Genomic DNA, 12398 nt, shown 5'->3' on the forward strand with positions numbered 1-12398 from the left:
CCCTTAATCGTTCTTCGTTTTCGGATCTAATACATCTCGTAATCCATCACCTATTAAATTAAAAGCAAGAACAGTTAAAAAGATGGCAATCCCAGGTACAATTACTACATGTGAAGCTGTGCCTAAATAATCTCTACCGGTACTTAACATTACTCCCCACTCAGGTGTTTCAGGACTAGCACCTAAGCCTAAAAAACTTAAACTTGAAGCTGCTAAAATCGCTGTCCCTATTCGCATTGTTACGAAAATAATAAGGCTACTTACTGTTTCCGGGAAAATATGTTTATACATAATGCGACGATGTGGTGCCCCCATTGATTTTGCTGCTTCTACATAGGTGTTCTCTTTGGCCTCTAAAGTGGCCCCACGGACGAGTCTAGCAAATGAAGGTATCCCAAATACCGTTACTGCGATAATCACATTATTTAAACCAGGTCCTAGAATTGCCACAATAGCAATTGCTAAAAGTAAGTCTGGAAAAGAAAACAAGACATCACTTGAACGCATTATTATACGATCCAACCATCCGCCAAAGTAACCACTCATTAAGCCTAAAATGGTGCCTAGGATCATTCCTAAAAAAACTGAAGCGAAGCTAACGCTCAACGAAATTCTTGTCCCCATGATTAGTCGACTTAATATATCTCGGCCATATTCATCAGTTCCTGCTAAATGTGATTTACTAGGAGGTTCTAATAAAGCATCGTAATTTGGTTTATATGGATCGAATGGTGCGATATAAGGCGCTAAGATAGCTACTAAGATTAGTAATAAAACAAACACACTAGCGATAAATGCTACTTTTTGCTTCCTAAAATTTTTCCAAAACTCTTTCACTGGAGAGTATTTTGGTTGCATGGATACTGTTTTCTCATTTTTGTCTATTGAAACGCTATTCATAAATACCCTCCTTTAGGACTGAATTTGAATTTTTGGATTTAGAACGCTGTATAAAATATCTACTACTAAATTGACGATAATGAATTCAATCGCAAACAGTAGAAGTGCTGACTGAATTACTGGATAATCCCGAAATGCAATTGAATCAATGAGTAAACGGCCCATTCCAGGGAAACTAAAAACTGTCTCAACAACAACTGATCCACCTAAAAGGAATCCGAATTGTAAGCCTGCAATCGTTACTACAGGTATTAAAGAATTTCTCAAAGCATGTTGTATAATAACAACTGATTCCTTCAATCCTTTCGCACGACCCGTTCGTATATAGTCTGTCTGCAATGTTTCTAATAAAGATGACCTTGTAAACCTTGCAATCATTGACATAATACCTGCGCCTAACGTCAATGAAGGCAAAATATAGCTTTTGAAGCCTTCCGATCCACCAGTTGGAAGAATACCAAGTTGTACAGAAAACAGTTGAATCAACAGTAATCCTAGCCAAAACCCCGGTAATGAAATACCAGATACTGCTGTTACCATTCCTAAATAATCAGGCCATTTGTTTTTAAATACAGCTGATATAGCTCCTATCAATAAACCAATAATTGTCGCCCAAATCATCGCAAAAAATGTTAAATAGATAGATGGCATGAAGCGCGATGAAAACATATCTGAGACTGGTAAACCCGTCTTTAAAGATGTGCCTAAATTACCTTGCAACAAATTCCCCATATATGAAATGTATTGTTTCCATATAGGATCATTTAAACCTAACTCTTCTCTTACATTTTGGACATCTTGTAAAGTCGCATCTTTACCTGCAACTAACCGTGCAGGATCACCAGGAATAAAGTGAATAAACAAGAATGACAGTATCGAAACTACAAAAATTATTGGCAATATTTCTAACACTCGTTTTATGATATATCGAAGCAAATATACTCCCTCCTTCAAAAGGTGGATACGAGAAACTTTTATTAGTGTCGTTTTGCATTACTTTTTAGAAAGCAAGAAGCTGATAAAAATTTCAGCCTCTTGCCAATAATCCGCTAGAGTTTATTTAAAATTAGCATCTTTTACATTCAACCCACCTGTTGGTTCAACGACAACTCCCTCTACATCTGAACGAACACCATAGACAATTTCATCAACACCTAAGAAAATCCAAGGTGCGTCTTTATAAACAGTTTCTTGAATTTTCCCATATAATTCTTCTTGTTTTGCTTTATCAGAAATTGAATTTGCTTCATCCATCCATTTATCTACTTCTTTGTTATTGTAATAAGCTGTATTTGCACCATTTGGAGGGAATGATTCACTATGGAATAATGGTTTTGTTGCATTTGTAACATCTGAAGCATATGAAGACCAACTTACATACCACATTTGTAGTTTTGCATCATCAGGCGTTTGGGCACCATAAATTTCATCAGAAAGAGTACCTTCCTCCATTGATTTAATTTCTACTTTTACGCCAATTTGTTTTAACTGTTGTTGGATAAATTGCATACCCTTCATCGTATCAGAGTTTGTATTACCCCAAATCTCAGTTTCAAAGCCATCTGGATATCCAGCTTCTTTTAATAATTGTTTTGCCTTTTCGATATTTTGCGCATAAGCCTCTTGTTTTTTATAATAAATCGTTTTCGAAGAAATGATAGAATCAAGTGGTACTCCTAAACCAAAATTCACTACTTTGATAAAAGCATCTTTGTCGACAGCGTAGTTAAATGCTTGACGCACTTTTGGATCATTAAATGGTTTTTTGTACGTATTAATCGATACATAATGAGCGATTGTGGATGGGACTTTAAATACTTGAATGTTCTTATCGCCTTCCACTTGGGCTATATTTTGAGATGGAACAGGATAGATAACTCCTGCTTCTCCTGTTTTTAACATCGCTACACGCGAACCACTCTCTGGTACAGGCTTGAATGTAATTTTCTTGACTCGGTCACCTTTACCCCAATAATCATCGAAACGCTCGATTGTTAAATGATCACCTTGAACCCATTCACCAAATTTATAAGCGCCCGTACCTACAGGTTTTTTTGGAATATCTGCTGGATTTTCCTTCACTGATTTAGGGCTAATAATTTTAGCTACTCCAAAACGAGTTAGCATTGGGCTATATGTTTCCTTTAAAGTGATTTTTATTTCGTATTCACTTGGAGTTTCTATTTTTTTAATTAAGCTAAAACCACGTGAATTTAATCGTAAGCTCTTGTCTTTCATTATCCGTTCAAAATTCACTTTAACTGCTTCAGCATTAAAATCTTCTCCATCATGGAATTTAATACCTTGATGTAATTTAAATGTATAAACAAGTGCGTCTTCACTTACTGAATAGTCTTCAGCTAGAACATTTATTATTTGGCCTTCATCATCGAACCCAAGCAGGCCTTCTAACATAGCCGATTGTACTGAGTTAGAATTTGTATCTCCTGTATTATGAGGATCCATTGAAATGAAGTTTTCATTTACTGCGACAACCAGTTCTTCTTTCTTTTCAGTAGTCGGCTCTTTCTCCCCTTTGCCTTCACTACTATTTGTTTCTTTCTTGTCATCAGAACAAGCGACCATAAAAATGGCGCAAAAAACGACTAACAACAGAATTTTCCAACCTTTCCTTTGCAGCATTAACCCATCCCCCTTGTTCTCACAAATTCAAAGACAATGTCTAATAAAAAGATGAACGATTTCGAAATGAATAGTCTTGGATATGTGAGAAATTTTATAAAATAATTTCTTAACAAAGCTTATGCATGGAAAAATGATTTTAACACCATGAAAATAAATATTATATAATTCAGTTATTTTTGAGCATATTTATATAGATTTTCATATTAATTACTCCAATGGTGAAAAAAATAAAAAGCGGGCTCTTCTTTTGAAAGAAGAACCCGCAATAATGATTAAATAAATTAATCTGAAATTGTATTACTCATAATAATAGAGATAACAGTATTGATAACTACTAACGAAATGATTCCTAAAATTGTAATTCCCATTATAGTAACCCTCCTCTTTTTCTGCATAAAACTGATTCGATAAAGACAAGGATTTATAAACAATGTTTTCTCTATCATTATAGTAAATATCTATCTATTTATCAAAAAAATACGCTTATATGACTTAAATAAAGTGATTTAACAGATTAAATTACCCTATTTTACAGTAATTTGGATTTAATCATTAAATAATTCCCCACATTCTTCTGTTTATTGATTAACAATACTACAAAAAAACAGATTCTTTCATTCTAAAAGAATCTGTTTTAATCTATATTAAATGCCTTTGCAATAGGCAGTATTTTAACCAATTAAAGCATGTTTCACTACTTCATAAGCTTGGCAAATTGCATTTTTGTTATCTGCAGATTCACTTACTAGCATCTCACATGTAAAATCGTATAAATTTGAATCTGCTCCAGAAGCAACAGCATACATTACTTCCTCTTGAAGTTTTTCAACGTAAAATATGATTTTCTGATCCATTATGAAAAAACTCCTTTTATTATATTAAATGCACTACCCAAGCGAAAGATGTGTATGGACTATTTATGTATTATCTTTATTTATTTTATAACGTCAGACATCCTACTTCCACTATTTTAATTCAATTTCAACACATAATTTGTCTATTAATTGAAAGCAAATTATTCCTTCATTAATGGGTGCGCTTGCATTAAAACGAAAAAAAGAAGTGTCCTTTTTCAGGACACTTCTTTATAAATCTTTATACATTTACTTCGAAATTGATAATGACATCCATAAAAGCAGCACCGTATTTCTCTAGCTTGTTTGCTCCTACGCCGTTTACTTCTAAAAATTCGTTTGCTGTTTTTGGTCGTTTTGCACACATATCTTGTAATGATTTATCAGAGAAGATAACAAATGGAGGTACATTCGCCTCATCTGCCAATTGTTTTCGAATTGTACGTAGTTCCTCAAATAATGGATCGTTTTCAGCAATTTGTCTAGTGACAACAACACCTTTACGTTGCACTTTCACTTTACCGAGGAGTACGTCTTTACCTTTTTCAGAAACAAAAATAGTTGGCATGTTCCCCTGTTTCACAGATAGTAAATCTTCAGCAATCATGAACTCTATAAAATTGGATACTTCTTTAACAGTCATATTTTTCATAATGCCATATGTGGAAAGTCTATTTAAACCAAAGCTGATGACTTTTTGATTTTGAGATCCGATTAATACTTGAGCAATCATTGTTTTACCGAATTTCTGACCCATGCGGATTACACAACTCAGTACCTTTTGTACATCTTCAGTAACATCAAAAATCTCTCGATCGTCCTTGCAATTTGCACACTTCCCACAAACTTCCGCATTTTCTTCACCGAAATATTTCACAATATATTGCTGTAAGCATTGCTCAGTATGGCAATAATCTGCCATTCCTTGCAATTTAGCGAGTTCTCCAGGAATACGTTCACGGTCCTGCGATTGGTCGATTAAAAAGCGTTGTGTTTGCACATCTTGAGAAGCATATAAAACAACACATTCACTTGGTAATCCGTCACGACCAGCTCTCCCTGCTTCCTGATAATAACTTTCCATATTCTTTGGCAATTGGTAATGAATAACGTATCTGACGTTGGATTTATCTATACCCATCCCAAAGGCATTTGTTGCGACCATTACTTGTGCTTCATCTTTTAAAAAACGTGTTTGCTCCTGTTGACGAAAAGCCTCTGGTAAACCTGCATGATATTTTGCGACGGAAATACCAGCTTTCACCAACACATCATATACATGATCCACTGCTTTTCTTGTTGCAGCGTATATAATACCAACTTCATTAATGTTTTTCTTTACAAATTCTTTAATGTAACGGTCTTTGTCTTGTCCTAAAACAACTGAAAAAGAAAGATTACTACGAGCAAACCCAGTAATAACTGTGTTATCATCAGTTATTTGTAAAATGCGGCAAATGTCCTCCCGTACTTCCGGTGTTGCAGTGGCTGTTAGTGCTAAGACAACAGGATTCTCTTCAAAAACAGTCATCAATCGATTAATAGCACGATAGCTAGGGCGGAAATCATGCCCCCATTGTGAAATACAATGTGCTTCATCTACGGCAATCAATGGCACTTTTATATTCTTTAACTCAGACAAAAACTGAGGCGATTCTAGTCGTTCAGGAGCGATATATAATAGCTGGTATCTTCCTTCATGTAAGTTTTCCATTGTTTCACGTAATTCACTTGCAGATAATGTACTATTAATAAAAGCCGCAGAAATACCAACTTCAAGTAGCGTATCTACTTGGTCTTGCATAAGGGAAATTAAAGGTGAAACAACAATAGTTGTACCTTCTAGTAACAGAGCAGGAATTTGATAACAAATTGACTTCCCTCCACCTGTTGGCATTACACACAAGCTGGATTTCTTTTCTAAAACATTCGAAACTATTTGTGCTTGTCCCTCACGAAAATCATCATAACCAAAATATTTTCCTAGCAGATGTTGTGCTTCTTCAAACATTCACCTACCCCCTTCAATACGTATATATGTCTTTCCATTGTATCATTTAATAGATTGAAAGGCTTTTAATTAGTCGAAGATAAGCAAGGAAGAAAAATCTTTTGATTTCATTTCACTTAAATACACTTATTTCATGAGGTTACTTTGCCAAAAAAAAGTTCAAGGGTTAAAAGTAATAAAATATGATAGAACATTACTAGACTTGTATTTGTATATCTTCAATAAAGCCCTCAGCCGCTTTATATTTCAAATTGCGCTATTTCTTTTTCTTAGGTGGACCGTATTTTTCTAACTTTGGCCCTTTCGCAATAAAGCGAGTAACTTTTTTCACTTGATCCATGGTAATTCGTGGTGTCACACCTTGTATCCATTCTGGATCAAATGTACCGCTCCAATCAGGGTCTCGATTCGAAAGTTTTTCAAAATCAAAAATCATTTCCCATGATTTTTCAATTTCCTTAGTAGACCAATTCTCAGCCTCTTTCCACTCTTCTTCACTAGACGTACAAGGACCTTCGTTTAATGGAAAGTGCCAAGACTCAAAATCAGACCAAAGAATATCTTCATCTGGAATTTCTAATTTAAGAATAACCCCACGAGTTCCTCTACGTAAATTAGCTGGTCCATTTCTGTCGGGATGGCGTTTCCATACCCAAACAGGATATTCATCGCCTGCATAGTTAGGCAATCGTTTTTTCATTTGCGCAACCATCCAGTTATATTGTCTCTCGAACCAATCCGCGTGATCAGAATGCGTCCTAGACCCTTCGTAGTACCCTTGCTCTCGCATCATCTTGTATATTGATTCTGGATGTACGGTATAAACTATCATGATTTATTTCCCTTTCTTAATTCCGATTGTCTTATTTAAGATGATTCAAGTTCAATATTTATTAGCTCCAGAAATCTACTAGCTATTAAAAGATTTCATTAAATAAATTGATTCCGTATGACAACGACCATCGTGATAGCAATAATACAGAAAATAATAACCCCCACCGTCATAATCGTTCCCATAGATGCACCGTACAATTTAAAAGGTTCTGGTGGCGCCTCATTTGACGGATCCCTCGCTAAAAAATCCGCTACTTTCATCATATGTAAAAAGCGTTCTTGCGAAAAATTATTATGTAATTCAATTTGCTGTTCTGCTAAATAGCTTTGATTCCATTTAGTTTCATCCTCTATAAACACTTTGCCATCATGAATCATCCAAACACCTAACTGTTGTTCGTTGATTTTGGTAATCGCTTCTGCTAATTCTCCGTCATTATCTTGTGGATGGTTCATTAAATAAATCCGTAATTGATGTTGAATTTCCGTTATATCATTACCTGCAAGTATTGTTTCGAGTTGAGTAGGCATTTTTGTGTCTCCCTTTTCAAATACTAAGCGCTTACACAATTGTAGTACAGATAGCTTCTTTACGTAATAGGGTTCACTGAATAGCCTTATATATAGTTTTTGATGTTTTCCTAATCTACTCGCAATATTCCAATTTGATATACTTTTTAAAACAAATCTTACAACTTGATTAGCTAAAAGAGAATTTCAAAACAAAAAAAGAGTGTTATAAACCACTCTCTTTTAACCACTAAAAATATTAATTCAATTGTTAACCAAAAATCATCGGTAAAAATTTTGCAACTAAATTATCAGCACCAGTAAGAGGATTAATGATAAATACCGCAACAAAAACTCCCGCAAGAAATGGCCATAAATTTCTTATACGTGATCTTTTCCTCGTTTCATTGTTTTTCAAATTATTCATTATACTCTACTCCTGTTCTTCTAAATCTTGCAAATATCAACTTTTGGACAAGGGTACTTACAAAACCATTTATTTTCTCATCAAGGGTGTACATAATCTTCTCCATAAAGAAAACCGAATTCCTCAATAAGAGACCAACTATTATATCTATTATTTTACATTTATATGCACTTTTTGTAAAACGAACGGAATAAGCTGTAGTATGCTGTACTGTTAAATCAACACCATAACAAAAGCTCCATAAAAAAGAAAGATCTTACTTCACTTGCTTAGCTCTAAATAAAACTCTAATCAGTGCCGTTTTAATCATTTTTCTTAATTTACTTTTCTAAAGTATGAAATTACACTTGTCATATTCTTTTATCTCGCTTTCTATTCCTGTGAGTTCTCAAATTTAAAAGCCCTCATTTTTAATAGAGTCACTGACAAATTATCAATAGAAAACTACTTGCCGTACGTATATTCAGATAAACAATATGTATCTCTCCTTCAAATGGTTATACTATATAAGAATGAAATGATTTATGGGAGGAATTACTTTGACTACAAAAGGTTATTTAGCAAATGGATTATTTGGATTAGGCGATCGCTTAGTAAATGAGATGGTCGCAAAAGCAGTACGCGAGGCAGTGCCAGGTGTTGATTTATATGTACCTCAAGAAAATATGGCGATTAATGATAAGTCATCTTACGCCAATAGTTTAGCAATTGCAGGTGCTGATATTGAGGCTCTAAAAGCAAGTGATTTCTTAATCGCTGTCATTGATGGTGTTGAAATTGACTCTGGTGTTGCTGCAGAAATTGGTGCATTTTCGATGCTAGACCGCCCTATTTTCGCACTATACTCTGATACACGCCAACAAGGCAGAGATAATACAAAGAAAATCGATGCTTTAATTGCAGATGGAACAGAAAACCAGTTTGCCTACCGCAATCTGTTTGTCATTGGGTTAATCAAACAAAACGGCATGATTGCTTCTTCAATTGAAGATTTGATTGAAGGAATGCGAGAAAGAAACATAGCAATAAAAGAAGTTCAATCGGTTAACAAGTAACTGAATTGAAGCCTATCACATTAATATAAAAATCAATCTATTACAGGAATATCCTTCATTCAATTGAATATACATATAAAGATTTATTTTGGAGGATGATAGAGGTGAAAAATGTGATAGATGGTATCAATTATTGGATTTATTACGTTCCTAAAGAAATCAAACGTATGTCAGATATAGATGTGACTAAAAAACCATCGCCAACAAAATGGTCAAAAAAGGAAATATTAGGACACCTTTGTGATTCAGCTATTATGAACATTGAACGATTCATTAAAATTCAATATGAAAAACAACCATATGTACTTCCCACTTACAATCAAAATGAATGGGTAGCTAAGCAAAATTATCAAGATACTCCTATCGAGGAAATTTTGACCTTATTTTACGTTTTAAATAAACAAATCATCGCCATTATCAATAATATTCCTGATGAAAAACGCTCTTACTTATGTGACATTGGAAATAAGGAACTTAAAACATTAGAGTGGCTTATTCAAGATTATTACGATCATATGGAACATCATCTTAAGAAACAGATTTTCAAGTAACACATAAAAAAAAGGTGCTTTAAAAGCCAACTAACTGGCTTTTAAAGCACCTTTTAAGTCAAAAGATAACTAGTGATTTTCTATTTACAGTCCTTCAGTCAAAATTTGTTTCAAAAACTTCCCTGTATGAGAAATTGGAACTTCGGCTACTTGCTCAGGTGTGCCCTCAGCTACAAGTTTACCGCCTGATGATCCACCTTCTGGACCGATATCGATAACCCAGTCAGATTCACGTATCAGTTCCAAACTATGCTCTACAACGATAACAGTATTACCTGCATCGACAAGTCTATTTAATAGAGAATGAAGCTGTTTAATATCAGTTGGGTGGAGGCCCGTCGTCGGCTCATCCAACAGGTACAACGTATGATTTTTAGACGACTTACTTAATTCTTTTGCCAGCCTTATCCGTTGCCCTTCTCCTCCAGATAAAGTTTTAACCGATTGCCCCCATTGTAGATAGCCAAGTCCAACTTCACATAGCATCTCTATCATGACTGAAATCTTTTTCTCCGATTTGAGAATCGGCAAGCTTTCCTCAACAGACATATTTAACAAATCAGAAATGGAGTAACCTTCATATTTAACTTGCAATACCTCATCAGTAAACCTTTTCCCTTTGCAGTCAGTACACTTCACTTCTAAATCGGGTAGGAAGTTCATGTCAACAGACAGTACGCCTAACCCCTGACATGTTTCACAACGCCCACCCGGGGAGTTAAATGAGAAATGCTTAGTAGTTAACTTTCTTTCCTTTGCTTCTGGCAATCCTGCAAATAACTTACGCAAGTGTGTAAACATATCAGTATAAGTTGCCACATTAGAGCGCTGTACTCTTCCCATTGGTGATTGGTCAAAAATAACTATATCGCCAACATGTTCTAATCCAGTTATTTCCTTGCATCCCGTTTGCTCCTGTGCTTTAGGACTTCCTTGTGCAAGAATATCAAATACAAGAGTTGATTTTCCAGAACCCGAAACACCTGTGACAGACACTAGACAACCAAGTGGAATAGAAACAGTCGGGATATCGACATTTCGAAGCTGTGCTTGTTGAATAACGATATTCTGTCCGTTCCCTTTCCTACGAACGCGAGTTGGAGGTGGGAAACTCTCTTCTCTCAAATAGGTTCCAGTAACCGACAGCTCACTAGACATCAAGTCCTCCAGACTCCCTTCGCCTACAACAGTACCGCCATGTACTCCTGCTCCTGGACCGATATCAATGATATGATCCGCTGCACGCATCATCTCTACATCATGTTCTATAACGAGTACTGTATTACCCAAATCACGCAATTCCTGAAGTACGCGGATTAGGCCGGTTGTATCCTTTGCATGAAGACCCGTTGTGGGTTCATCCAGAATATATAGTACTCCAGTTAAAGCTGAACCAAGCAGCGTGGCAAGTCGAAGTCGTTGTGTTTCGCCTCCAGAAAGTGATACTGTCTGACGGTTTAATGAAAGATAGCCAAGTCCTACATCAATAAGCCGTTGAAGTCTTGTAAGCATATCTTGAAGAATGGGCTCGACCAAATGTAGACCATCCTGTGGTAACTCCGTTTGCAAACTTTTCGTCCATTCGAATACATCTTCGAGCGACCACTCAGAAACATCTGAAATAGTTGCATTTGCTACTTGCACTAGAAGAACTTCTTTTTTTAGACGAGCTCCGTGACAATCCGGGCAAAGTTGTTCATGAAAGAAGCTACCCTCTTTTGCTTTAGAACCTGAGTCGCCTTCCTTCTCTTTATAACGTCTCCATAAACCTGGGATTACTCCTTCAAATTTCGTCCCTGCAGCAGGCTTAACATTCGGATAATGACGTTTAAATTCCTCACTCTCGACTCCGTAGAATAACAAATCGCGCTGAATATCATTGTAATTTTTCAAAGGGAGATCAGGGTCGAAATCAAATCCATAATGCTTCCCTGCCGCTACTAAAATACGCATTTGAATGTCACGATGAACACCTTTTAATGAGGTAACACCCCCATCACGCAAGCTGAGCTCAGGATTGAAAACCATCGCCTCGTTTATACTTGCTACATGACCAAGTCCACTACAAGTTTCGCATGCACCCTCCGGCTTGTTAAAAGAAAAGTGCAACATTCCAAGCTTCTCTTGCACTTCTCCACAATGCGGACAGCTGATTGATTGTGCTTCTATCTCCTGGTCTTCCGCTGTCAAAACTCCTGTTGGTTCAAAAGAAGGAGGAATACTGCCATTACAAGAAGAGCAAACTTGCTCTCCCAATCGGGCAAAAATAAAACGAATATACATATAAATGTCCGTCACGGTACCAACCGTCGAGCGTGGATTACGATTCGTTACATGCTGTCCAACACTGATGGACGGAGACAGTCCTCGAATGGACTCGACTTTTGGCTTGCTGATTGTGTCAGCCATCATTCCCATGGAGTCTAAATACTGTCTCTGACATTCCCTTTGAAGAGTATCCATAGCTAATGTTGACTTTCCTGATCCAGAAGGTCCTGTTAGAACAACTAGTTTGTATTTTGGAATCGAAAGTGACACATTCTTTAGATTGTTTTCCCAAGCACCTTTAATAAAAATGGTATCTTTCATGAATATCCTCCTCACTATAGT

11 protein-coding genes are annotated in these 12398 nt (G+C 36.0%); 2 read left to right on the forward strand and 9 right to left on the reverse strand.

Features of this window, described 5'->3' with window-relative positions; all coding sequences use genetic code 11:
- Positions 1-3: 3 nt before the first annotated feature.
- From MHH85_RS11890 to MHH85_RS11925, 8 genes are all read right to left on the reverse strand, one after another.
- Positions 4-858: an ABC transporter permease gene (locus tag MHH85_RS11890; RefSeq protein WP_053418252.1), complete on the reverse strand. Its 855-nt coding sequence runs from the start codon at positions 856-858 to the stop codon at positions 4-6.
- A 54-nt stretch (positions 859-912) separates the two neighbouring features.
- The gene (gene nikB / locus MHH85_RS11895) at positions 913-1836 is read right to left on the reverse strand and encodes a nickel ABC transporter permease (RefSeq protein ID WP_193739243.1); all 924 of its coding nucleotides are present in this window, start codon (positions 1834-1836) and stop codon (positions 913-915) included.
- A 120-nt stretch (positions 1837-1956) separates the two neighbouring features.
- The gene (locus MHH85_RS11900) at positions 1957-3543 is read right to left on the reverse strand and encodes a glutathione ABC transporter substrate-binding protein (RefSeq protein ID WP_340707236.1); all 1587 of its coding nucleotides are present in this window, start codon (positions 3541-3543) and stop codon (positions 1957-1959) included.
- A 674-nt stretch (positions 3544-4217) separates the two neighbouring features.
- Positions 4218-4400 (reverse strand): hypothetical protein, encoded by a 183-nt coding sequence (locus MHH85_RS11905; protein ID WP_340707237.1) that lies wholly within the window; start codon positions 4398-4400, stop codon positions 4218-4220.
- Between the two features lie 241 nt (positions 4401-4641).
- Positions 4642-6411: a DNA helicase RecQ gene (gene recQ, locus MHH85_RS11910; RefSeq protein ID WP_340707238.1), complete on the reverse strand. Its 1770-nt coding sequence runs from the start codon at positions 6409-6411 to the stop codon at positions 4642-4644.
- Positions 6412-6667: 256 nt separating this feature from the next.
- On the reverse strand, positions 6668-7243 hold the full coding sequence (locus tag MHH85_RS11915; RefSeq protein ID WP_340707239.1) for a DUF3841 domain-containing protein: 576 nt from the start codon (positions 7241-7243) through the stop codon (positions 6668-6670).
- A gap of 98 nt (positions 7244-7341) precedes the next feature.
- Positions 7342-7776 carry a hypothetical protein gene (locus tag MHH85_RS11920; protein ID WP_340707240.1) on the reverse strand — a complete coding sequence of 145 codons (435 nt, stop codon included), beginning with the start codon at positions 7774-7776 and terminating at the stop codon, positions 7342-7344.
- Positions 7777-8026: 250 nt separating this feature from the next.
- Complete coding sequence (locus MHH85_RS11925) at positions 8027-8182, reverse strand: hypothetical protein (RefSeq protein ID WP_340707241.1); 156 nt, start codon at positions 8180-8182, stop codon at positions 8027-8029.
- A gap of 539 nt (positions 8183-8721) precedes the next feature.
- Here MHH85_RS11925 and MHH85_RS11930 point away from each other — a divergent pair.
- Entirely contained in the window at positions 8722-9237 is a 516-nt protein-coding gene (locus MHH85_RS11930; RefSeq protein WP_340707242.1) for a nucleoside 2-deoxyribosyltransferase, read from the forward strand.
- Between the two features lie 104 nt (positions 9238-9341).
- Positions 9342-9788 carry a DinB family protein gene (locus MHH85_RS11935; protein ID WP_340707243.1) on the forward strand — a complete coding sequence of 149 codons (447 nt, stop codon included), beginning with the start codon at positions 9342-9344 and terminating at the stop codon, positions 9786-9788.
- An 84-nt stretch (positions 9789-9872) separates the two neighbouring features.
- Here MHH85_RS11935 and uvrA read toward each other — a convergent pair whose 3' ends face one another.
- Entirely contained in the window at positions 9873-12377 is a 2505-nt protein-coding gene (uvrA, locus tag MHH85_RS11940; RefSeq protein WP_340707244.1) for an excinuclease ABC subunit UvrA, read from the reverse strand.
- Between the last annotated feature and the right edge of the window lie 21 nt (positions 12378-12398).

It is taken from the genome of Viridibacillus sp. FSL E2-0187, from assembly GCF_038006425.1.
Lineage (GTDB): Bacteria > Bacillota > Bacilli > Bacillales_A > Planococcaceae > Viridibacillus > Viridibacillus arvi.